The sequence below is a fragment of the Lysobacter capsici genome (assembly GCF_014779555.2).
Classification (GTDB): Bacteria; Pseudomonadota; Gammaproteobacteria; order Xanthomonadales; family Xanthomonadaceae; genus Lysobacter; species Lysobacter capsici.
In genome coordinates this window covers 4,116,681-4,139,724 of sequence record NZ_CP094357.1, presented here as the reverse complement: position 1 = coordinate 4,139,724, position 23,044 = coordinate 4,116,681, and the positions used below count along the sequence as shown (strand labels likewise).

19 protein-coding genes are annotated in these 23,044 nt (G+C 67.1%); 8 read left to right on the top strand and 11 right to left on the bottom strand.

Annotated elements, in window-relative coordinates:
* Positions 1–46: 46 nt before the first annotated feature.
* A complete protein-coding gene (locus tag IEQ11_RS16850; protein WP_191822191.1) occupies positions 47–1,327 on the top strand; it encodes a Tle-like phospholipase domain-containing protein in 1,281 nt (426 codons plus the stop codon).
* A 199-nt stretch (positions 1,328–1,526) separates the two neighbouring features.
* Positions 1,527–2,606: a hypothetical protein gene (locus IEQ11_RS16845; RefSeq protein WP_191822190.1), complete on the top strand. Its 1,080-nt coding sequence runs from the start codon at positions 1,527–1,529 to the stop codon at positions 2,604–2,606.
* Between the two features lie 605 nt (positions 2,607–3,211).
* On the opposite strand, the gene IEQ11_RS16840 is transcribed toward IEQ11_RS16845, so the two are convergent.
* The 3 genes from IEQ11_RS16840 to IEQ11_RS16830 form a co-directional block, all read right to left on the bottom strand.
* Positions 3,212–3,676 (bottom strand): carboxymuconolactone decarboxylase family protein, encoded by a 465-nt coding sequence (locus IEQ11_RS16840; RefSeq protein WP_036105687.1) that lies wholly within the window; start codon positions 3,674–3,676, stop codon positions 3,212–3,214.
* A 162-nt stretch (positions 3,677–3,838) separates the two neighbouring features.
* A complete protein-coding gene (locus IEQ11_RS16835; RefSeq protein ID WP_191822189.1) occupies positions 3,839–4,681 on the bottom strand; it encodes a type 1 glutamine amidotransferase domain-containing protein in 843 nt (280 codons plus the stop codon).
* Positions 4,682–4,708: 27 nt separating this feature from the next.
* Positions 4,709–5,416: a type 1 glutamine amidotransferase domain-containing protein gene (locus tag IEQ11_RS16830; RefSeq protein ID WP_191822188.1), complete on the bottom strand. Its 708-nt coding sequence runs from the start codon at positions 5,414–5,416 to the stop codon at positions 4,709–4,711.
* Between the two features lie 99 nt (positions 5,417–5,515).
* Between IEQ11_RS16830 and IEQ11_RS16825 the strand changes: the two genes are divergently transcribed.
* The 3 genes from IEQ11_RS16825 to IEQ11_RS16815 all read left to right on the top strand — a co-directional run bounded on the left by IEQ11_RS16825 (position 5,516) and on the right by IEQ11_RS16815 (position 8,452).
* Entirely contained in the window at positions 5,516–6,415 is a 900-nt protein-coding gene (locus IEQ11_RS16825) for a LysR family transcriptional regulator (protein WP_191822187.1), read from the top strand.
* A gap of 322 nt (positions 6,416–6,737) precedes the next feature.
* Positions 6,738–7,541 (top strand): MipA/OmpV family protein, encoded by an 804-nt coding sequence (locus IEQ11_RS16820; protein WP_036105700.1) that lies wholly within the window; start codon positions 6,738–6,740, stop codon positions 7,539–7,541.
* Positions 7,542–7,714: 173 nt separating this feature from the next.
* On the top strand, positions 7,715–8,452 hold the full coding sequence (locus IEQ11_RS16815; protein ID WP_051547243.1) for a siderophore-interacting protein: 738 nt from the start codon (positions 7,715–7,717) through the stop codon (positions 8,450–8,452).
* Between the two features lie 15 nt (positions 8,453–8,467).
* Here IEQ11_RS16815 and IEQ11_RS16810 read toward each other — a convergent pair whose 3' ends face one another.
* The 8 genes from IEQ11_RS16810 to IEQ11_RS16775 all read right to left on the bottom strand — a co-directional run bounded on the left by IEQ11_RS16810 (position 8,468) and on the right by IEQ11_RS16775 (position 19,826).
* Positions 8,468–9,835 (bottom strand): DUF2252 domain-containing protein, encoded by a 1,368-nt coding sequence (locus IEQ11_RS16810; protein WP_191822186.1) that lies wholly within the window; start codon positions 9,833–9,835, stop codon positions 8,468–8,470.
* A 152-nt stretch (positions 9,836–9,987) separates the two neighbouring features.
* On the bottom strand, positions 9,988–10,500 hold the full coding sequence (locus IEQ11_RS16805) for a hypothetical protein (protein WP_194735144.1): 513 nt from the start codon (positions 10,498–10,500) through the stop codon (positions 9,988–9,990).
* A gap of 305 nt (positions 10,501–10,805) precedes the next feature.
* On the bottom strand, positions 10,806–12,797 hold the full coding sequence (locus IEQ11_RS16800; protein ID WP_191822185.1) for a serine hydrolase domain-containing protein: 1,992 nt from the start codon (positions 12,795–12,797) through the stop codon (positions 10,806–10,808).
* The gene (locus IEQ11_RS16795; protein WP_191822184.1) at positions 12,794–13,951 is read right to left on the bottom strand and encodes a YkvI family membrane protein; all 1,158 of its coding nucleotides are present in this window, start codon (positions 13,949–13,951) and stop codon (positions 12,794–12,796) included. The genes IEQ11_RS16800 and IEQ11_RS16795 overlap by 4 nt, the downstream gene beginning before the upstream one ends.
* 25 nt (positions 13,952–13,976) lie before the next feature.
* Complete coding sequence (locus tag IEQ11_RS16790; RefSeq protein ID WP_191822183.1) at positions 13,977–15,035, bottom strand: N-acetyltransferase DgcN family protein; 1,059 nt, start codon at positions 15,033–15,035, stop codon at positions 13,977–13,979.
* 137 nt (positions 15,036–15,172) lie between these two features.
* Complete coding sequence (locus IEQ11_RS16785) at positions 15,173–17,422, bottom strand: TonB-dependent receptor (protein WP_191822182.1); 2,250 nt, start codon at positions 17,420–17,422, stop codon at positions 15,173–15,175.
* 96 nt (positions 17,423–17,518) lie between these two features.
* Positions 17,519–18,688 carry a dipeptidase gene (locus IEQ11_RS16780; protein ID WP_191822181.1) on the bottom strand — a complete coding sequence of 390 codons (1,170 nt, stop codon included), beginning with the start codon at positions 18,686–18,688 and terminating at the stop codon, positions 17,519–17,521.
* A gap of 61 nt (positions 18,689–18,749) precedes the next feature.
* A complete protein-coding gene (locus tag IEQ11_RS16775; protein WP_191822180.1) occupies positions 18,750–19,826 on the bottom strand; it encodes a dipeptide epimerase in 1,077 nt (358 codons plus the stop codon).
* A gap of 486 nt (positions 19,827–20,312) precedes the next feature.
* Between IEQ11_RS16775 and IEQ11_RS16770 the strand changes: the two genes are divergently transcribed.
* The 3 genes from IEQ11_RS16770 to IEQ11_RS16760 all read left to right on the top strand — a co-directional run bounded on the left by IEQ11_RS16770 (position 20,313) and on the right by IEQ11_RS16760 (position 22,819).
* Positions 20,313–20,996 (top strand): hypothetical protein, encoded by a 684-nt coding sequence (locus tag IEQ11_RS16770; protein WP_191822179.1) that lies wholly within the window; start codon positions 20,313–20,315, stop codon positions 20,994–20,996.
* Between the two features lie 158 nt (positions 20,997–21,154).
* Positions 21,155–21,823 (top strand): hypothetical protein, encoded by a 669-nt coding sequence (locus IEQ11_RS16765; protein ID WP_191822178.1) that lies wholly within the window; start codon positions 21,155–21,157, stop codon positions 21,821–21,823.
* A 111-nt stretch (positions 21,824–21,934) separates the two neighbouring features.
* Positions 21,935–22,819, top strand: a complete 885-nt coding sequence (locus IEQ11_RS16760) for a methyltransferase domain-containing protein (RefSeq protein ID WP_191822177.1) — start codon at positions 21,935–21,937, stop codon at positions 22,817–22,819.
* The last annotated feature ends 225 nt before the right edge of the window (positions 22,820–23,044 follow it).

The window sequence follows — 23,044 nt, the reverse complement described above, 5'->3', positions numbered from 1 at the left end:
ATTTTCGAAGCGAGCAGGAATTCCAAGGATTCAGGGAGATCGAAGCATGAGCCAGCAGTCCATCCCACCCGCCAGTGGCGAGCCTTCGTTCGCGGACCAGGTCCGCGGCCTGGACGCCAAACCGATCGACAAGACGCTCGCCCGCATCATGGACGACCTCTACGATCAAGGCCCCGGCATCGACGGCTTCAAGCCGCTCAGCGCCGAACAGTTGCGCGGCGCGGGCATCGATCCGTCGACGCTGGAAAACAAGGATTCGGGTTTCCTCGCCCGCGTCTACGGCGACGACAAGGGCCATTACGTGCTGGCCTATTCGGGCACCGACGAAGGCAAGGACTGGCTGACCAATTTCCGCCAGGGCCTGGGCTTCGAGGACGCGCAGTACAACCAGGCCATCGCGCTGGCGCGCGAGGCCAAGGTCGCGTTCGGCGATGAGGTGGTGATCACCGGCCATTCGCTCGGCGGCGGCCTGGGCGGCGCGGCCTCGATCGCCAGCGGCATTCCGGCGGTGACCTTCAATTCCTCCGGCGTCCACGACAAGACCCTGGAGCGGCTCGGCATCGATGCCGACGCGGCCAAGGACGAGGTCAAGGACAATGGACAGATCCGCCGCTACTCGGTCAAGAACGAAATCCTGACCGAGCTGCAGGAGCACAGCATCCCGCTGAAGTGGGCGATGCCCGACGCGGTCGGCCACAAGATCGAGTTGCCCGATCCGGACCCGCAGTCGTTCTGGAAGCGGATGATCCCGGGCAACGGCATCAAGCACGGCATCGACATCCACTACATCGACGCGGTCATCAAGGCGCAGGAGATGGCTTCGCCTGAAACCGCGCGCACCGCGACCGGCATCAGCGCGAGCGATCCGGCGCGCGCCGACGGCGATCGCAGCGTGCGCGGCAATGCCAACGCCGAGGTCGGCATCGCCGCGTCGGCGGGATCGCGCGGCGAAGCGCAGGCAACGGCGCAGTTGTCGCATCCCTCGCATCCGAACCATGGCCTGTACGACCAGGCGCTGCGCGGCCTGCACGGCATGGATGCCAAGGCGATGGATTTCCGCGGCGAGCAGGGCTATCGCAACGCCGCCACGCATGCGGCATTGGATGCGCGCGCCAACGGCATGGATCGGATCGATCACGTGGTGCCCGGTCGCGACGGCGGTGGATTCTTCATCGTCCAGGGCGGCCTGGCCGACCCGGGCAGCCGCCGCGCCTTCGTCGATGAAGCGCGCGCGTTGTCGCCGCCGCCGCAGGTCGCCGCGCACAACCCGCCCGCGCCGGCGGAAACGCAACAGCAGCAGGAAACGCGGCGCGCGGTGATGAGTTGATCGGCATGCATTGATGCGAACGGACGGCGGCCTTCGGGTTGCCGTCGCGCTGGAACAAAGCGAACGGCGGCCCTCGTGGTCGCCGTTTTGCATTTATCTCATTCAGGTTTTGAAACCGCGCCTGAGGCGAGGGGTGCGGGATACGCGCCGCCGGTTCGTCTGAACTAAGGACGTCCATCCCCCGAAAGGACTCGTTCGCATGACGGACCGTGCCTCCGGCGATCTGCCCGCATTGCGGGCCGAACTGCTGATTCCCGATTCCAGCAACCGCAACCGCCGCCGCGTCGCCGACGACGGGCTCAAGCGTTTTGCGCGCGATCCGGTCGTGCTCTACGCCTATATTGCCAGCCATATCCGCGACGCCATCCAATGGAGCGCGCCCGACGGCGACCGGAGCCGTTATCCGTGGACGTTGGGCCGCGCTTTGGCCAGTGCCTTCGATCTGCTCGCCCAGCCGCCCGCCGCGATCGGCGCGATCCGACCGGCGCTGCTGCGGGTGAGCAATGTCGCCGCCGCGCTGCTGGCGCTGGAAGACCGGCCCGATGCGGCGAGCCTGGAGCAGGCCGGCCGGCGTCTGGATGCGTATCGCGCGCTGAGCGATCAGCCTGTAAGCGATCACGAGCAAGCCGACTGGTTTCCCGACAGCCACTACCGCGCCGCGCGCGGCCGTCTGCGCGCATGGCAGGCGGTGCTGAAATCGCCGCGCGAAGCCGATGAGGATTTCGCGTTCCTGCCCGATTACCTGGAAGCGCGCGACCTGCGCTGGGCGTTCGACCCGCTGGTGCTGTTGCCCGAGTTCCAGCATTGGGCGCTGCGACGCATCCGCCGCGAACGCGAGGCGGGCGAGGTGCGGCCTGCGCGCGCGGCGATCGAATTCGATTGCGTGGAGTCGTATCGCAACCACGCCACCGTGGCGGACAAGCAGATGCCGGCGTTGATTCTTGGGCGTCTGCTGGCCGCGCTGGTGGTCGGCCGGCCGAACCTGTTGTTCAACGCCTGGCGCTTGAGTCAGTTCAAGCTGCCGTGTTCGGCCGCGTGCCTGCAGGCGCTGTTCGCGGCCGGGCTGGACCCGGATGCGAGTTTGAAGGATGGGCAGACGTTGTTGCGCAATGCGATCGAGAGCAACGATGTGGAGGCGGTGCAGGTGTATCTCGATGCGGGTGCGGGTGTGGGCGCGGGTGCTGGGTCATCTGCTGCGCCGGTTGAGACGGCATCGGTGCGTGTTGCACGAGGAGTGACGTCCGCGGCGGCGGGGATGCGGTCCAGTTCGACGGCGTGAGCAGGCTTGCCGGGCTATGCGGCAGGAATGATCTGCATTGCATTGATCCTCGCGTAAATGATCGCCCACTTTGAAAAAGGGGGGCGGGCGTCCGTCGTTATTGCGATACAAGTGAGCCTGGCGGCGCGGGGGATTTGCTCTCACTCGTGTGGCGCGGCGAACTGGCGGGAAAAGCAAATCCCCCCTGGCCCCCCTTTTTCAAAGGGGGGAATACTTCGGGGAGCGGCGATCCATTTCGGGGAGCGGCGATCCATGTCGATGGATCCTCGCGTAAATGATCGCCCACTTTGAAAAAGGGGGCGGGCGCCTGTCGTTAGTGCGATGCAGGTGAGCCGAGCGGCGCGGGGGATTTGCTTTCGCTCGTATGGCGCGGCGAACTGGCGGGAAAAGCAAATCCCCCCCTGGTCCCCCTTTTTCAAAGAGGGGAATTCTTCGGGGAGCGGCGATCCATTTCGAGGGGCGGCGATCCATGTCGATGGATCCTCGCGTAAATGATCGCCCACTTTGAAAAAGGGGGCGGGCGCCCGTCGTTAGTGCGATGCAGGTGAGCCGAGCGGCGCGGGGGATTTGCTCTTGCTCTCGCTTTCGCTGTCTCCGCGCAACCCTCAGACCTTCCAAGACCCCACCGGCTGCCGCACCGCGACGTTCAACCGGTTCCACACATTGATGTTGGCGATCGCGACGATCAGCGCCGACAACGCGGTGTCGCTGTAATGACGCGCGGCTTCGGCCCAGATCGCGTCGGACACCGGTTCGGGCCGGTCGCTGATCCGGGTCAGCGCTTCGGTCAGCGCCAACGCCGCGCGCTCGGCATCGCTGAAGTAGGGCGCTTCGCGCCAGGCCGCGACCGCGAACAGGCGTTCGTCGGTTTCGCCGTGCTGCTTGCCGATCTTCGCGTGCATGTCCACGCACACGCCGCAGCCGTTGATCTGGCTGGCGCGCAATTCGATCAGGATCAAGGTGGCGTCGGCCACGCCCTTGTTCTCGACCGAGGCCTTGAGCGCCCACAGCGCCTTCATGGTGTCGGGCAGGATCACGGCGGGGTTGTTCATGCGAGGCGGGTGGTTCATGGCGATGGCTCCGGGGTGGTGGGCGTTTGCAACGCGGGTCGTTATCGGTTCGACGAACGACCTGGCGCGTGTGTGACATCGGCAAACGATCGCCTCGGCGCTGACGCCGCCGGCCGCGCCATCGGGCGATGGCGTGGCGCGATGGCGTGCCCCCACGACGGCTTACTTGAGCCGCTGCAACAGCTCCTTCGCCACATCCACCGCCGAGGCCGGATTCTGCCCGGTGATCAGTTCGCGATCGGTCACCACGTTCGAGGTCCACGGCTGGGTGTTGCTGCGATAACGCGCGCCGGCCTGTTCCAGCGCGGTCTGCGGATAGAACTTCATCTCGCCGCCCTTGAGTTGCGGCTTGGCGATGGTTTCTTCCTGATTGCTGATAACGGTGAACTGGTAGCCGGCGTAGATCCAATCGGGCGGCGCGCTCGCCTTGCCGGTCTGCGCCAGTCGCGTGCTGAACTGATGCGCCTGCGGCAAGGTCGACAGCAACGCGATCGGGCCGTGGCAGACCAGCGCGGTGGTCTTGTTCTTGGAATGGAAGTCGCTCAGCAAGCGGCCGAGCGCGGGACTGTCCAGCAGATCCTGCATCGGCGCGTGGCCGCCGGGGACATAGACCGCGTCGAATCGGTCGTAGCCCAGTTGCTCGACCCGCGCCAGGCTCATCACCGGCGAGGTTTCCGGCGAGGTCAGCGCGAGTTTTTCCAGCAAGGCCTGATGCGTCCGCAACGCGGCCGCGTCGCCGCCGAAGTACATCGGATCGACCGAACCGCGGTCCAGCGTCGGCGCGCGGCCGAGCGGAGTGGCGAAGCTGACTTGATGGCCGGCGTCGAGCAACAGCTTGACCGGCTGCATCAGTTCGTTGAGATAGAAGCCGGTGGCGAAGGTCTTGCCGTGCTTGAGTTCGAGCTGGCCGGCATCGGACAGCACCACCAACACGTGGCCGGCGTGGGCGCTGCCGGCGGCGAGGATCAGCGCCAGCGAAGCGGCGAGGGCGTGAAAGGTTTTCATCGAAGGTTCCTGCGTGCTATTCGGGATTCAAGCCGACGCGCGCGCGAGCAGGCTGTCGCGCAGGGCCGCGCCGACGCCAGCGGCCGATTGCGGGTTCTGTCCGGTGATCAGACGACCGTCGACCACGACCTTCGCGGTCCAGTCCGGCGCCGGCTGATGCAACGCGCCGCGCTGGCCGAGCGTGCTCGCGAGCAGGAACGGCACCTCGTCGGCCAATCCGACCGCGCGTTCTTCGTCGTCGGTGAACGCGCTCACGCGCTTGCCGGCGACCAAGTACTCGCCGTTGGACAACATCACGTTGACCAAGGCCGCGGGCCCATGACACACCGCGGCGACCACACCGCCCGCCTCATAGATCTCACGAGCAACGCGTTGCGCCGCGGCGCTGCCCGGAAAATCCCACATCGCGCCGTGGCCGCCGGCGAAGAAGATCGCCGAGTAGCGCGAGGCATCGGCGTCGTCCAGCTTCAAGGTCGTGCGCACGGCCTGACGGAAGCCTTCGTCGTTCCAGTAGCGCGCGTTGATCGCATCGTCCACGTCCAGGCCGTCGACCGGCGGCTCGCCGCCCTGGATCGAGGCGAACTCGACCGCGATGTCGGCGGCCTCCAGTTCGGCCATCGGGTGGGTGACTTCGCCGAGGTAGTAGCCGGTCGGCTGGCCGGTGGCGCCCTTGAGCGCGTGGCTGGTCAGCACGAACAGCACGGGTTTGAGCGAGGCGGCGGAAGTCGGGTTCATGGTCTTGACCTGCGTGGAAGAGTGAGCGGGCACTGTATTGCGCCGATTGGCGGCGATAAACTCAGGAATGAGCAAATAATTTGTTCTTTGGAGGCAAAGATGAGCCGTCGATTCGACCACCTGGGCGACGTGGAGGCCTTCATCGCGGTGATCGAGCACGGCTCGCTGACCGCCGCGGCGGTGGCCCTGGCGACCACGCCGTCGGTGATCAGCCGGGCGATCGTGCGGCTGGAAACCCGACTGGGGACGCAGCTGCTGCGGCGCACGACCCGGCGCCAGGGCCTGACCGAGGCCGGGCGCCTGTATCAGGAACACGCCCGCGCCGCGTTCGCGCTGATCGACGATGCCGAGCGCGCGATCCAGGGCCAGGATGGCGAACTCAGCGGACGCGTGCGCCTGAGCGTGCCGACCACCTACGGCCATTACCGCCTGCCGGCGGTGCTGCAACGCTACCTGCAGCGCTATCCGGGCGTGCAGGTCGAACTCAACATCGCCAACCGCAATGTCGACCTGGTCGCCGAAGGCTTCGATCTGGCGATCCGGCTCGGCGCCTTGCCCGACAGCGGGCTGGTCGCGCGCAAGCTCGAGGATGCTTCGCTGTGCGTGGTCGCCTCGCCGGCCTATCTCGAACGCGCCGGCCTGCCGCGCGATCTGGACGATCTGTCGAAGCACGCCTGCCTGCCGTTCGAGATGCCGAGCACCGGCCGCATCGCCAACTGGTTGTTTCGCGACGGCGAACGCGATATCGACTGGGCGCCGCCGTCGACGCTGCGCGTGTCCGAAGACGTGCTCGGCGTGGTCTCGCTGGCCGAGCACGGCGCCGGCATCTGCCAGAGCTACGACTTCATCGTCGAAGACCGCCTGCACCGCGGCGTGCTGGTCGAATTGCTGCCGCAATTGCGCGGACGCTCGCGGCCGTTCTCGCTGATCTACGCGCCGCACCGGCGCCTGTCGGCGGCGTCGCGGGCCTTGATCGATATGCTGACCGGCGAGGCTTAGACGGGTCGCATCGCATCGCGGTAGCGCGATCGCCGCGATTGCACGCGGCGTCACAGATCCAGACCGGGCACCACGACGCGATTGCTCCGCCGTGCCGCATCGCAATGCGTCATCGCGCCGATGGATACGCCAAGGTGTGGTCGCGCATCCGCGCCGGAGTTTCCACAACGGCCGCTAAACCCGCGCCTGGTTGCCGGACTTATGGCCGAGCAAGACGGCGGTTTTTTAAAGAACTCTTAAAGCCCGCTCGCTAGTTTCGCGGGAGTGCGAAGCCGCCGCCGTCGCACTGATTCATTCCTCCCCCCACTTCAGGACTTCTCCCATGCGCCTCGTTCGCGTCGTAACGCCGTTCGTGCTTCTGCTTCCGTTTGCGGTATCGGCCCAAGTGCGGCAGGAGGGCGAGGAGCGCGCGGATGTCGCGCCGTCCAACTGGAGCATCGGCATCGCCGGCGGAATCCGCACCGAGCTGTACGCGGGCGAGGGCAACCACACCCGCGCGATTCCGTTCTTCGGTTACGAAGGCGAGCGTTTCTATTTCCGCGGCATCACCGCCGGCTATCACCTGATCCAGAACGAGAGCTTCGTGCTCGACGGCTTCCTGTCCGGCCGTCTGGACGCGATGGACGCCAACGACTTCGGCCGGCGCGACCTGGCCCGCCGCGGCATCAATCGCGACTTGCTCGAAGACCGCGACGACAGCGTCGATGCCGGCGTGTCGGCGAGCTGGCGCGGCTCGGCCGGCGAAGTGCAGCTCGAACTCAAGGGCGACATCGCCGATGTCAGCGGCGGTTACGAGGCCGACCTGAGCTACCGCTATCCGATGAAGGCCGCCGGCCTGCTGATCACGCCCACGGTCGGCGTCAGCATGCTGTCCAAGGACCTGGCCAATTACTACTACGGCACCCTGGACGAAGAGGTCGCGCGCGGCGTGGTCAGCTATCGCCCCGGCAGCGTGACCATTCCGTATGTCGGCGTCAGCCTGGCCAAGCCGTTCGCGCAGAAGTGGCGCTTCATCGCCAACCTGACCTATCAGGTGCTGCCCGATGAAATCAGCGACAGCCCGTTGATCGCCGAGGACACCGACGGCGTGGGCCAGGCGTTCTTCGGCGTGTCGCGCAGTTTCTGATCCGGGCACCACGGCGGGCACGAGGTTTCTTCAGCCGTTTCTTCCGGCGGCGTTTGTTTCGCGCGGCCGAACGCGGGCCTTTGAGCGACGCGTATCCGCGCGCCGCCCATGCACGATCGGCGCGTAGGCGCGCCGATCGTCACGGCCATCACCGAGCCAGGAGTTCATTGCGTATGCGACAAACCGCGGTTCCCCTGTCATTGCCGCAAGGCGCCGGCCTGATCGAACGCGCCTTCACCCGCTTGCTGATGCGCATGGTGCAGGTCACCGATGTCGAAGCGCCGCAGCCGGATTTCCGTTTCATCACCCTGCAGGGCGAATCGCTCAGGCACTACGACTGGATGCCCGGCGACAAGGTCCAGATCAAGCTCGACGGCGGTCTGCAGACCCGCACCTACACCCCGTTCGAATTCGATCCGCACAGCGGCCGCATGCGCATCGTCGGCTATTGCCACGGGCCCGGCCCGGGCGCCGACTGGGTGCGCGGCGCGCGCGCTGGCGAGGCGAGGGCGCTGTTCGGTCCGCGCGGTTCATTGAATCTGCAGAACCTCGCCTCGTGCACGGTGCTGTTCGGCGATGAAACCTCGTTCGGACTGGCCGCGGCCTTGCGCCGCGACGAACCGGGTCTGCATTGCGTGTTCGAAGTGGTATCGCCGACCCAGTCGCGCGCGGTGCTGCACGCGCTGGGCCTGGGCAACGCGCGCCTGATCGAGCGCCGCGACGACGACAGCCATATGGACGAAGCCATCGATGCGGTGCGGCGCAGCGCCGAGATCCGCACCAGCTTCGTGCTGACCGGGCGCGCGCCGGCGATCCAGCGGGTCGGCCGCGCGCTCAAGGCTCACGGCTTCGACGCCACGCAACTGCGCAGCAAGCCGTACTGGGCGCCGGGACGCAGCGGCCTGGATTGAGCGGCGCGGCCGCGTTCAGTACAGCGGCGTGCCGGCCTCGTAGGCATCCACGAACGCCTGCCAGTCCAGTTGCGTCTGCGCGGCGTAATCGAAGGCGAACGCGCGCAGTTCCGACTTGAGTCCGCTGCGGCTCGTCACCGCCTCGGTGACCTGCTTGTCGATGCTGTAGCCGACCACGGTGGCATCGTAGTCCTGATCGGCCAAGGCATGCGCGCTCGCCAGAGCTTGGCCGACATACTGCGCGGCGGTGTCGAACTTGCCCGCGCTGTCGAGTTTGGCGACATCGAAGTCTTCCTGGAACGGCGACTTCTCGTGCACGTAGAACGGCAGGCCGGCGATGCTGGCATGGCCGATCAATACCTCGGCATTGATGACCTGGGCCTTGGCCGTGCGCGCCACCCGCATGCCTTGATGGCTTTCGTACGCCGACGACGGCAGGCGCCCGGGCGCGGCGGTCGCCACCGCGCTGACGGCCTGCTGCTTGAGTTCGAGGATCACATCGTCCGAGCTCGACGAGGTCGCGCCCTCGATCAGCACGTAGTAACGCAGCTTGCCGAGGCTGCCGACGCCCGAACCGAGTTTGCGATGCACGTCCTTCACCGTGTAATAGCCGCTCGGGTAGCGCTTGGACGCGGCAATCGAACCGACGTAGGCGGGCATCGCCGCGGTCACGTCGCTGTAGGTCGCCGCCGGCACCGCGATCAGGTCCGACAGGTTCTGGAAGCGCCGCGCGCCGCCGCTGAGCGCGGTGTATTTCGCCAACATATTCGCGCGGGTCTTGCCGTCGGCCTTGTCGATGGTGTCGTCGACTACGCCGGTGGTGGTGTCCTTGTCCAGGCGGAAACTGGCTTCGCCGTTGCTGCCCTTGAACTGCGCCATCTGGTCGAGATAGGCGCCGACCATGCTGTCGATGGCGGCGCCGATGTCGGCGTCGCTCAGGCCGTTGTCGCGGCCGGCGAGGACCATGCTGGCGGCGAGCCGGCGCAGATCCCACACGTACTGGCCGAGGTAGCCTTCGTCGAAATCGGCGACCTTGAACACGGCCTTGCCGCTGCTGTCTCGCGCGGCGTCGAAGTTGCCCAGGTGGGTGTCGCCGCCGATCCAGGTGGCGCCGGTCTGCGCGGTGGCATAGGCCGAGGCCGGACGCGTCGCCATGTCCTGGAAGAAGATGGGATCGCTGCCGCGGTAGAAGTCGTAGGCGCTGCGCGCCATCGTCGCCAGCTTGGTATCGAGTTCGCCGCTCGCGCTGGCCGCATACGGATGGTTGTAGTCGCGGATCTGCGCGACCACCCAGCTGTCGCGCGCGCTGGCCGCGTCGGCGTTGCCGGCGACGGCGCAGGCGGCCAGGGTGAGGGCGAGCAAGGCGATGCGGGGTGTCGGCATGGGCGGGTTCCTGGCGTGAGTGGACCGGCCGAAACGCGGCCGGCCCGCACAGTCCAGCATCGGCCTGTGTCAGCGATGCGTCCGTGCCGCGGAATCAATCGATGCGAGGTGACCGATGCGGCTTCGTCGATCCCGCATCGATCGATTCGGAATCAATCGATCCGGTACACCCGCGCCTTGGGCATGTCCTCGTCGACCTGCATGAACCAACGCCCGGCGACGCCCGGGACCACGACGATCTCCGGCGTGACCATCGGCTTCTTCAGTTTCATGCTGCCCTTGAGCACCTTCCACTGCTGGCCGTTTTCCAGCTCGAACACGGTGCCCGGCTCCCAGCCGCTGACGTCGTGCTTGAGCCGGCTCTTGATCGGCTCATCGTTGAGACCGATGAACTGACCCGTGCCGGGCGCGCGCACCGGCGGCGCGCCGGCGCCGACTTGCGGGCCGTCGCTGGCTTGCGGTGCCGACTCGGCGATGGTGGTCGTGGACTTGGCGTCGGCTTCGCGCAGCATCCGGTTGAGCGTGGCGAGCTGTTCGGCCGACAGGCCGACTTCGCGCAACTGCTCCGGCGTCAGCCGCTGTTCCAGTTCGACGTACGGCGGTTTGGCCTGAAGCGGCGCGGACAGCAGCAGGGTCAGCAGCAGAACCAACTTGAAATAACGCATTGCGGGCAGGGCCTTGATTGAGTGCGCTCGACAGGTCGGATCGCGGACCATTCGCAGCGGGATTCCATCAATTTATGGCCGTTTCGTGACAAATCGAAGACAGCGGGGCCGGGGCGAGTGGTCGGTGTTGCGCCAGGGCGCCGACGGCGTCTTCGCGATTGACGACGATCCAAACGAAAGCGCCGGGCCGAAGCGCCCTGTCACCAACGATTCCGCGCTCGCGCGGTCCGTCGTGACAGGGCCTTCAGACCCGACGCCGTGGTTTCAGCCCGCGAATCGGTTTCGATATCGCGCGCCTGGATGGCTTACAACTTCCAGCCGATCACATTCCACCTCCACATCGCATACGCGGTCAGCAGGAAGATCGCCACCACCAGGGTATGGCGCAGCTTGCGCCACACGCCGAAATCCTTCGACCGCCACACCGGCCACAGCAGCGCGGCATCGAGCAGGCTCAGCAGCAGCGGCAGCAAACCCAGCCACACGGCCAGACGCAGCAGGCCGGTCGGATAGCTATAGATCGCCTCGTTGCCGGCCGAGACGATCTGCGCGACCGACACGCCGAATGCGATAACGAACAACAACCACGCGATCGCGGTGATCGTCAGCCAACGCGCGCCGCGATGCGCCGGCGAAGACGGATGCTTGGGCGATGCGCGCCGCCGCAGCCAGGCGCCGGTCAGCACGCCGAGCGAGGCCAGCACGCTCAGCGCCAGCAAGCCGTACAGCGCATTCGCCGTATCGAACACCCCGGCGCGCGCCAGCACATCGTGGCCGTACGGCGACACGAAGCCGACGATCGCGCCCTTGTCGCGCAGGAACACCAGCCGCCCCGGGCCTTCGACCGCGCGGAACACGTCGGCCTTTTCCTGCACCCAGCGCGAAGTCTCGCCACCGGCGCTCAAGGTCAGATAGCCGTCCTTGGTTGCGCCGACGTCGCCGTTGGACGCGGTCAGCAGTTTCTCGAACTGGCGATGGTTGCGGCGCTCGCTCAGGTACTTGCCCACATAGGGCGCGAGCGCCGTCGCCGCGTCTTTCGCCGGCTTGGGCAGCGCGGTCGGGCGGGCGCGTTCGAAATAGTGCTGCAGCAACAGCGCCGGCAATTCCGCGGCCAGACGCGCGCCGGTGTCGGTGTTGGTCGACACGAACACGCCGAAGCCCAGTTCGGGCACGGCGAGCAGATTGGAATGGAAGTACAAGGTCGCGCCGCCATGTTCCAGGCCATGCACCTGGCCGTACTGACGACGGAAGAAACCGTAGGCCAGACCGGTCGCGTCGGGCGCGTTGCGAAACAGCGGCGCGCCTTCCAGCTTGGCGAAGGCCTCGGCCGACACGATGCGGCGCCCGTCGAGTTCGCCGCGATTGAGCAGCATGCGCAGATAACGGCTCATGTCGGCGGCATTGCTCGACACCGCGCCGGCCGGTCCGACCTGGGCGATGTACTCGAAGCCGTTGGGCTCGAACCCGCCCGCGCTGCGCTGATGCCCGGTCGACCACAGGCCCTTGAACGCGGCGCCCGAATCGCGCGGATCGCCCGCGCCGAGCGGTTCGCGGAAGGTGGTGCGGCTCATGCCCATCGGCGCGAACAGGTCGCGTTCGATCAGCGCTTCGAACGGCACGCCGCTGACCTGCGACAGCACTTCGCCGAGCAGGGCGACGCTGTAGTTGGAATAGACCGCGCGGGTGCCGGCCTCGCGCACGCGCGCGGGACGATGCTTTTGCAGATAGTCGTGCAGGCTCGGCGCCTGCTTCGGGTCCTTGGCGAACAGATGGCCGAAGGCCGAGTCTTCGTAACCGGCGGTGTGGGTGAGCAGATGGCGCAGCAGCACCGGCTTGTAGCCGTCGTCGGGCAGTTTCAGATCGGCCGGCAGGTAATCGTTGACCGGCGCGTCGAGCTTGAGCTTGCCGGCGTCGATCAGTTTCAGCGTTTCCAGATAGGTGAAGGTCTTGGACACCGAGCCGATCCGGAACAGAGTGCGATCGGCGCTCACCGGGTGCGGCGGGTCCTGCGAGGCGATGCCATAACCGCGCAGCAGCAGCGGCCCTTGCGCATCGACCACCGCCACGGTGACGCCAGCGATGCCGAAGCGGCGCTGATAGGACTCGACCACGCCGTCGACATAGGCCGCCAGCTCCTGGGTGTTGAGTCGCTGGGACGCGGCAGCAGCGGGCGCGACCGCGGGCATGGCGGCCGCGGGCGGCGCCGGCGACAACGGCGCCGGTTGCGCATGCGGGGCGCCGATGGCGGCGACCAGCAACAGCGCGCCGGCGAAGGATTTCAGACGCGACAACTTCATGGACGTCCTCCAGTGGAATGAGCGAGGGGCGGCGTCGCGGGCGGCGGACGCAGACGTCCGTTCCCCAACAGCCACAGACCCCAGGTGAGTAACGGCACTACGTAGACGGCGAGCAACAGATAGGACAGGCCGCGGTAACCCTGGGCGATCAGGGCTACCAGGCCGAAACGGTCGGCGAGGAAGATCGAACCGATCAGCAAGGCCGCGGCGATCGCCAGGCGCGCGCGCTTGGGCAGCGCGTCGCCGCGCCGCGCGCGCCAGACCGTGGCCACGCGTTCGTTGATCGCGTGCACCGCGCCGGTTCCGCTTTCAAGCAAGGCCGAGAAGATCATCAGTTGGAACACGCCGTGCAGCAACGGCATCTGCAGGCGTTGCAGCAGGAAGTCCGAGGGCAGGGCCTCACCGGCGATCTGCGGGTAGTAGGCGATCATGCACACGAAGAACAACAGGGCCGGCAGCATCGCCAATGGCCCGGCGATCAGGCCGGCGGCGAGCGCATCGCGACGGCCGCGGAAGTGGCGCGCGATCGGCAGGATCACCACCGCGCCGATGATGTTGTAACCGGCGTAGGTCAGGCCGTTGAGCGCCCAGCCCTCGCCGTTGTGCGGCAGGGCGAAGTTGGCCGCGATGCGATCGCCGAAGCGCGACAGCGCCAGCAGCACGAACAAGGCGTAGATGCCGTACAGAAAGAACGAGACCCATTTGAACAGACGTTCGACCGCTTCGTTGCCGAAGCTGACGAACGCGGCGATGCCGACCATCAGGCACAAGCTGCCGACCAGCGCGGGCCAGCCGAACATGGCCGCGCCGATCGCGCCCGAGGCCGCGCCGAAAACCGCCAGCAGCACGATCAACAAGGCCAGATAGGCGAACTCGAACAAGCCCCACAACGGCCCGAGCAACTGCTTGAAGAAACTGCGGTAGTCGTAGGCGTGGGCGCTGTGGGCGAACACGAAGGTCGCCATGCACACCACGCTCCACAGCGCCATCGCCAGCAGCATGCCGGCGACGCCGCCCCAGGGCCCGCTGGGCAGGAAGAACTCGGCCAGTTCGCGGCCGGTCGCGTAACCGCCGCCGATCACCACCGCCTTGAACGCGAAACCGGGCAGCAGATAGCGCTGGAACCACGTAGCCGGCCGGGTCGGATCGCTCATGATGCGCGGCCCTCGCGCGCGGCGTTCACGACGCCGTGTCCAGACAGGCGCGCGCCAACGCATGCAGGGCCGCGCCGCCGCGGATCGGATCGGCGACCGGCAAGCCCAGGCGCGCGCTTTCGCTGGCGATCAGGGCCTGCGCTTCGTTCGGGCTCAATTGCGAGGTGTTCAGGCTGATCCCGGCGCAGCGGATCGCCGGATTGGTACGACGGCCCAGCAGCAGATTCAGTTCGATCGTTTCCTCGATGCTCGGCAGCCGATAACCCGGATAACCGAGCATGTCGCGGCGGCCGGGTTCGTGGCAGACCACGATCGCATCGGGCTGACTGCCGTGCAGCAGGGCCAGCGACACGCCGGCGTAGGCCGGATGCGACAACGAGCCCTGGCCTTCGATCACGTCCCAATGCGCGGGATCGGCATCGGGGCTGAGCCATTCGGCGGCTCCGGCGGCGAAGTCCGACACCACCGCGTCCATCGGCAGGCCGCGTCCGGCGATCAGGATGCCGGTCTGTCCGCTGGCGCGGAAGTCGGCGTCGACACCGAGTTCGCGCAGCGCGCGGGCCAGGCTCAGCGCGGTGTATTTCTTGCCCAGCGCGCAGTCGGTGCCGACGGTCAGCACGCGCTTGCCGCTGCGCTTGCGCCCGCTCGCGGCCGGCAGCGACGACGGCGGTTCGCGCACGTCGATCAGGCGCCGGCCGTGATGCCGCGCCTGTTCGCGCAAGGCCGCGATGTCGGCCAGGCGCATATGCATGCCGCTGATCAGGTCGAGTCCGTTCGCCAAGGCATCGAGCAGCGCCGGCATCCAGTGATCGGGAATAACCCCGCCGACATTCGCCACGCCGATCACCAGCGCGCGCGCGCCGGCCGCGCGCGCTTGCGATGGCGTCATCGCCGGCAGGCCCACGCTGACGCCGGCGTCATCGAGGCGGTGTTCGCCGACGCAGCGCTCGGGCGCCCAGTCGCGCAGGCCCAATGCGGTCTTGGCGTAGGCCGGGTGGGTGACATCGCCCAGAAACAACAGATAAGGCTGGGGCAGGTCGAGCGGTTCGAAGGTGGCGGCATCGGTTGTTGCGTAAATCGGCATGCGGACATTCCGTTGTGAGGTCGGGCCGTGGCGGGACACGGTCGTCGATGAGGCTGCGAACCCGAGCGCTCGCCGCTCCGGTTCGATGACTGATGCGCCGCGATCAAGGGATGCGCGGTTCGCGGCGCGCGTTGCGTTCAGAACCAAACGTCGAATTCCAGCCCGACCGTGCGCGGCTGGATGCGGTTGGCCTGCCACTCCACGATCGCGCCAGTGGTGGCGCTGGTGACCGGGCCGAGCGAAGTGATATCGCGTTCGTTGGCGAGGTTGCGCAGGTACAGGCGCAGCGTCCAGTTGTCGCGCGACACGTCGGCGTTGAGGTTGAGCTGGCCGCTCGCCGGCAATGGCGCGGCGTTCGGGTTGTGATCGACGTTGGTCTTGCGCTTGCCGATCCACTGGTAACCGGCGCCGACATGACCGTTGAAACCGGCGCTCCACTGGAAGTCGTAATCGGCGCTCAGCGCGGCGGTCCAGCGCGGAATGCCCGGCAAGGTGTCGCCGGACAGGCCTTTCAGCGAAGGCGCGTCCTCCCTCAGCGAGGCATCGGTGAACGAGCCGTTGAAACCCACGCGCAGGTTCGGCGTGAGCTTGAATGCCGAAGTCAGCTCCACGCCGCGGCTGCGCGCCCTGCCGCCGTTGGCCGAGTAGGTCAGTCCGTCTTGAGTGGACGCGGACAGCTGGATGTCCTTCCAGTCGATCAGGAACGCGGCCAGGTCGATCGATGCGCGCTGGTCGAGAAACAACGATTTCCAGCCGAATTCGTAGTTGACCAGGCTGTCGGAATCGACCGAAGGCGGCACGCCCGGCAGGGCGACGTTGGGGCCGCCGGGACGATAGCCGCTGGCGATGCGCGCATACAGCAGGCTGTCGTTGTCCAGATGCCAGCGCGCGCCGAGCAGGTAGGTGGCGACGTCCTCGGACGACTGACCGGTGGTGGTGCCCAGTTCGAGCAGGCTGCCGGCGGTGGCGATCTGCTTGAAATCCTGATCGTTGCTGGCGTAACGCAGGCCGGCGGTGATATCGAAGCGTTCGCTGAATTTGTAGGTGAGGTTGCCGAACAGCGCGCGTTCCTTGTACGTCGACGGCAAGTCGACGATCGCCAGCGGGTCGAGCCCGGCGACCGGCACGCCGGCAAAGGAGCGCGCGCTGAGTTCCTGATGATTGGCCGAGGTTTCATGGGTGTAGAACGCGCCGAGCATCCATTCGATGTGCTCGTCGGACTTGGATGCCAGGCGGAATTCCTGGGTCCATTTCTTCAGGTCCAGACTGAGCGGAAACGTCGACACGCCCTCGGGCGCGCCGAACAGCGGAAACAGTGGGCCGTAGGTCTTGCTCTGATCGTTGAGCTGGTAGGTCTTGGTCCTGGAATAACTGGTGGCCGAGACGAAGTCGGCCCATTGCAGGTTCCAGTCGACGGTGGCGGCGAAGAAGTCGACCTTCTTCTCGAAGCATTCGCTGGCTGGTTTGTCGGTGCCGTCCAGGCCGAAGCGCGGGCGGCGGTTCGCATCGAGAATGGACAGGCTGTTGTCGTCGGCATCGACGGTCTGATGCAGTCCGGTGAACTTGACGCTCACATCGTCGCTGGCCTGCCACAGCAGCGAGACGTGACCGCTGCGCTGAAGCGTGTCGTTGATGTCCTTGCGGCCGGTGTAGGCATTGTCGACCCAGCCGGGAGTTAACTCGTTGGCGAACGAGGCGCGCAGCGCGAGTCTGCCTTCGACCAGCGGCGCGTTGACGCCGGCGCGCACGTTCCAGCCGTTGCCGCCGGCACCGTCGATGCTGGACACTCCGCCGCCGACGCGGCCTTCGAAACTGTCGAGATCGGGATCCTTGAGCACGTACTTGAGCAAGCCGCCCATCGCGCCGGCGCCGTACAGCGTGCCTTGCGGGCCGCGCAGCACTTCCACGCGCTGGATATCGTAGGGCAGCAGGTCGAGCACGAATCCGCTGGAGCGGGCGAAGTTGCTGCTCGATCCCAGTGGCGTGTCGTTGAGATAAGTGCCGACCACCGCGCCCGGACCGAGGGTCGGAATGCCGCGCAACGACACCGCGGTCTGGCCGGGCGTGCCGCGATCGGTGATGGTCATCGCCGGCAGATAGCCGTTCAAATCCGCCAACTGGGTGACGTGCTGGTTTTCCAGTTGCTGCTCACTGACCACGCTGATCGACGCGGGCACCTTGCGCGCGTTCTCGGTACGTTTCTGCGCGGTGACGGTGACCGCTTCCAGGGTCGCCGAGGGTTGCGCGCTCGTGCGCTCGGGCGTCTTTTCTTCGGATGCGTCCGCTGTGGTCTGGGCCAGGCCGGCGCACGACCACGTAGTCAGGGCGAAGGCGATCGCCAGGCCCAGGCCATGGCGTGCGGTGTGGCGCGTATCGAGCTGCGGCATGATTCTCTCCCCGGAGAGCGGATGTCGTGGCGATGCCTGAAACGTCGTGTCGCGTGGTTTGGATATCGGCCTATCGCGGTCGATCGGACCTTGCGATCAACGCCAGACCTGACCGAGCAGGCGGCGGAAGTTGCCGCCGAGCACCGCTTCGATATCGCCGTCGCTGTAGCCGCGGCGGATCAGCGCATCGGTGAGTTCATAAGTCTTGGTCGGGCGATCGAAGCCTTCGATGTCGATGCGCTCGCGAAAGCCGTAGCTGGCCTTGTAGGAATCGCGCAATGCCTTGAGTTGATCGGGCGGCAGTGCGTCGTAGCCGTACAGGTCCGCGTCCGAGCCGATGCCGACATGCTCGATGCCTACCAGCTTGGCGACGTGATCGATGTGATCGACCATGCTGTCGAGGGTGGTGGGTTCCTTGGCGCTGACGAACATGCGCACGCCGGTGATGCCCATCACCCCGCCCTTGGCGGCGAGTTTGCGGATCGCCTCGTCGGTCTTCAGGCGCGGATGGTCGTTGAGCGCGCGGCAGTTGGAGTGGGTGATCGCGATCGGTCCCTTGGCCAGTTCGATCGCGTCCAGGGTGGTGCGGTCGCCGCAATGCGAGACGTCGATCAGCATGCCGACCTTTTCCATTTCGCCCACGACGCTCACGCCGTAGTCGCTCAAGCCGCCGTCCTCGCGCTCGGTGCTGCCCGAGCCGATCACGGTCTGGCTGTTGTAGGTCAACTGCGCGCAGCGCAGGCCCAGGCCGTGGAAGAAGGCGACGTCGTCCTTGCTACGAAAGTGTTCGGCGTTCTGCACCCCGGCGATCACCGCGATCTTGCCCGCGGCCTTGGCGCGGTCCAGGTCGGCGGCCTTGTCGACCAGGCAGAACAGGTCGCTGTGGCGGGCGATCCAGCCGTTCCAGCCAGCCAGATGTTCGGCGACGCGTTCGCGCGCATCCGGCCCGCCCAGGCCCCAGGAGTTGTGAAACACGTCGATGCCGCTGGCGCGAAAGTCGGCGAGGTGTTGGTCGCTCAGCGGCAGCGCATACGCATCGGCGCGCAGGTCCAGGCGCAGCGGCGCGAGCATGTCGATCACCAGCGCGCGTTCGACGATGGCGCGGGCGCGCGGCGAATACTTCGTCGTGGTCGAGCGCGTGTTCGTACCGGGGTTTGAGGCCGGTTTGGCGGCGGCCAGCGTGTGCAAGGGCAGGGCCAGGGTTGCCGCGGCGGCGGTGGCCTGAAGCAGACGGCGGCGGCTGAGTCGTGCGGTGTCGGGGGTCATGGTCGCGGGCCTGATCGGTGCTGGAGTGGGGAGTCGGCGGTTGGGTTCGAAGCGAATCGGTTCAAGACGAAGGCGCGTGGGTCGCGATGACGGCATCGCGTTCGAGCGCGACGCCGCCATCGGCGACACCGCTGCCCCACACCTGCGCGGGGCAATCGATATGGCCGTCGCGATAGACGACCGCCTGCGCGCGATCGCCGGCGAGAAAGATCGGGCCGTCGAGATCGACCACATCGCACACCTGCGCGAGCACGAACGCCGGCGCGGCGGCCCAGCTGGTGCCGAGCATGTTGCCGACCATGGTCTTCATGCCGAGCGCGCGCGCGCGTTCGACCATCAGCAGCGCCTCGGTCAGGCCGCCGCATTTGTCCAGCTTGATGTTGATGACATCGACCCGGCCTCGCAGCGCGTCGACCTCGTCGAGGCCCTGGACGCTTTCGTCGGCGGCGATGTCGATCGGGCAATCGAGCGCGTCCAGATCGGCCTCGCGACCGCGCGCGAACGGCTGCTCGAGCAGGCTGACGCCGTGATCGACCAGGGCCGCGATCAGCGGCGCGATGGTGTCCAGGCGATAAGCCTGATTCGCGTCGACGCTCAGCGTGGTGTCGGGACGCGCGCGGCGCGCGGCGCGGACGCGTTCGATATCGCTGTCGAGGTCGCCGTCGAGTTTGAGCTTGAGCGCGCGCGCCTGCGCATACGCCAGTGCATTGGCGGCCACGGTCGCCGGATCGTCGGCGCCGAGGGTGAAGGTGGTGACGCGCGGGCGCGGTTGCGGCATCCGCGCCAGCGCCCACACCGGCCGGCCTTCGCGCTGCGCCTGCAGTTCCCACAGCGCGCAGTCGATCGCGTTGCGCGCGCCGCCCGCGGGCAGCAACGCGCGCAGTTGCTGGCGGTCGATGCCGTCCTCGATCGCGTCGCGATGCGCCTGCAAAGTGGCGTGCATCGTCTCGGGGCGATCGTCGAGGTAGTAGACGCCGCAGGCTTCGCCGCGGCCGTAACAACGCGCGTCGCTGAGGATCGCGGTCAGCGCCGGCATCGCATCGAAGCGATGGCCGGCGATGCGGAACGGCGTTTTCAACGGCAACGGTTCGATCGCCAGCGCGAGCTGCAGACGGGACGAGGCGGCGAGCTTCGGCATTGCGCACTCCACGAATGGGGTCGGAACGGATCTCGGCGGCACCCGTGGTGTCGTCGCGGCGGGCCGGAAAGCGTGGTCGGACTGGGCCTCAGACCGGGTCGAGCGGCCTGTCGACAGTTTTCAGAATATGAAAATTAATTTTCAATATGGTCAAGTTTGACGGGGCAAGGCCTGCCGTGGGGCGATCACCGGGGCAAAAACCCCTGCATTGGCTTGTGCGGCGCAGCATTCGCGGCAGGCCGCTGCGTGAGGGACGGAATGCCGGCGGCCGCGGCCCAGGCGGTCTGGAGCGGCGACGCGGCGGCTGGCAGGCGGCGCCCGATGGCCCGCCGAACGAGGCCTGGATCAGCATCGCGACCGGTGTTGGCGTCGGGCTGTCGCCACCACGGCGTTGCGCGCCGATTCGCCGCCGCCGGGTCGAAGCGCGGTCGCGACCGCCATCGACGCCATGCGACCATGCGCGCAAGCCCTGCCGGAGTCGCACGCGTGGTCGTTTTGTCGTCGGTCCTGTATTTCCTGTCGCACCATCCGCTCTGGTCGTTCCTGCTGATCCTGTTCGGCGGAATGGGCCTGGGCGTTCTGGTATCGGTGTGGCGCGCCGGCAGCGGATGGGCCTGGCTAAGCCTGGGCGGCCTGTTGTTGGCGCAGGCCAACATCTTCACCGGTTCGTTTCTCAACGCGGCCTTCCTCAACGCCTACGGCACCCGCGGCACCGCGGTGATCGTGCAGTCGAGCCCGACCAGTTCCACCCTCAACGACAATCCGGTCTGGGAGTACGCGGCGGTGCTCAGGACCGCCGACGGACGCGACGTGAAGTTCGACTTCGACACCATGTCGGCCAGCACCTATCCGATCCGCAATGCGATCCTGATTCCGCCGAAGGGCGAGACCTTCGTGGTCAAGTACGTGCCTGGTTTCGAGCGCAACGTCGCGATCCTGGTCGACGAGTCCGACTACGGCAAGGCGCGCTTGATCGCGCAGGACCGCGAGCCGGTAGAGCGCGCGCGGGCGCAACTGGCGGTCAGTCCGGACAATCCGGAATTCATCGCCGAGTACCGGCAAGCAGTCGAGGCGTTTCTCGACAAGCATCGCGACCAGCTCGATCCGGCGCAGGTGCAGTCGCTGCAACAACGCCTCGACGAACTGCAGGTGAAGACGCAGAGGCATTGACGGCGCGGATCGCGCGTTCGCGACGCCGTCGAATGGCGCGCAGGCAAGCATGCCGGCCGCGCATCGATCTTGGCGCGATCGCGCCGCTGACGCGACGCTGTCATCGGCTCGCGTCAAGCTGACGCGGCCACGCCGCGCCCGCGGGAAACTTCGACACCATGGCCACCTTGTCCGCCGCCGCTTACTTCCTCAGCCGCCACCCGTTCTGGTCCTTGCTGCTGCTCATCGCCGGCTGCAACGGCGTGGCCCTGCTGTTGAGCCAATGGACCGGCAGCAAGCGCTGGCTGTGGCTATGCGCGATCGGCGCGGTGGCCGGCATCGCCAATCTACCGGGTGGTCGCCATCTCAATGCATGGTTCCTGCATGCCCGTGGAACCGCCGGCAGCGCGACCGTCGTCGGCATCGACGAGGTTCCCATCAGCTACAGCGAGCAGGCCGTGTTCGCTTATCGCGCGGTGCTCAGGACCGCCGACGGCGCCGATGTAAACGTCGACTTCGATACCTTGAATGTCGCTTTGTATCCGCCGCGCGCAAACAATCTGTTGCCGCCGCCGGGCGACCCGTTCGCGGTTCGCTATGTGCCTGGTTTCGAGCGCAATATCGCGATCATGGTCGATGAGTCCGGGTACGGGCGTCGCCATCGCTTGAACCAGGATCGCGAGCCGGTGCGGCGCGCGGCGGCGCAACTGGCCGTGAGTCCGCGCAATCCGCGCTTCGCCGCCGAGTATCGCGATGCGGTGCGGACGTTCTTGCGGGCGCATCGCGATGCGCTCGATCCGGCCGAGGCGCGGGCGCTGGAGGATTCGGTGTCGGCGGCCGGTCGTTGAGGCTGTCGACGGCGGCGAACGGCTGCGCGCATTGCGCGATCGGCGTGGCGACGGGATGATGGGTTGGTTGCGCGACCGGCCGTTGCGCACCCGTCGAATCCGAGCCCCACGATGATCGCTCCATTGCAGAGCCTGCTCGCCGAACTGGAACGCGATCCGTCGTGGCAGGCGCCCGGGCGATTGCGCGAGCGCGCCGAGGCGCTGGACCGGATCGAGCGCGCGATGTTGTATCTGCCGACGGTCGCGGCCGGAAGCGTCGATCCCGATCAGGCCTTGCTCGATCGCGCCCAGGCCTTGCAGGCCCGATTGGAAGCGATCGATCAGGAGGTGTACCGCGACCTGCGCGAAGACCTGCGTAGCGGTGCCGGCGCGCGACGGCTGTTGCAGTACGCGTCCGATGGCGCCGGCTTCGATGCGGCGTACGATGCCGACGGCGACGCTTACGATCACCTCGATGCGCTGCTGAGCGGTGTGTTGCAGTTCGAACCGCCGCAGGCCGACGGCATCGAGCCGGCCGCGGAAATGGTGTTCTACCAACCCACGCCCGCGCGGCATATCTTCGATCTGATCGCGCGATTGGATCTGGATGCGCACGATCTGCTGGTCGATCTGGGCGCGGGGCTGGGCCACGTGCCGCTGATGGTCGCCGCGTGTACGCCGGCGCGCAGCCTCGGCGTCGAGCTGGAGCCGGCCTATGTCGAGATCGCACGGCGCAGCGCGCGTGGCCTGAATCTGGACCGGGCCGATTTCGTCCAGGCCGATGCGCGCGCGGCCGATCTTTCCGCGGGCACGGTGTTCTATCTGTACACCCCGTTCACCGGCTCGGTATTGCGCAGCGTGCTCGATAGCTTGCGCGGGATCGCGCGTGCGCGTCCGATCCGGGTCTGCAGCCTGGGGCCGTGCACGGCGCTGATCGCCGCCGAGCCGTGGTTGCGCAGCGACGACGGTCTGCGCGGCGATCGGATCGTGGTATGGAGTAGCGTTCGCGAGGCTTGAGCCGCGCTTAGTGGCAGGTCGGACAGGGGCGGGTAGGGGGCCGACTGCGGCGTATTCACGCAGTGGACGCTTGCTCTGGAGGCCTCGGCTGGGCGCGAGACCGCGTTCACCGACAGCAGAATCATAGCGCAACTCGCCCCGACCGGCGCTGAAGTGCCGCGCGCCGGGCCGCGCCGAATTCGCGTTGGCGGCGGTACCATGCCGGCTCGTTTTCGCATGCCCCGC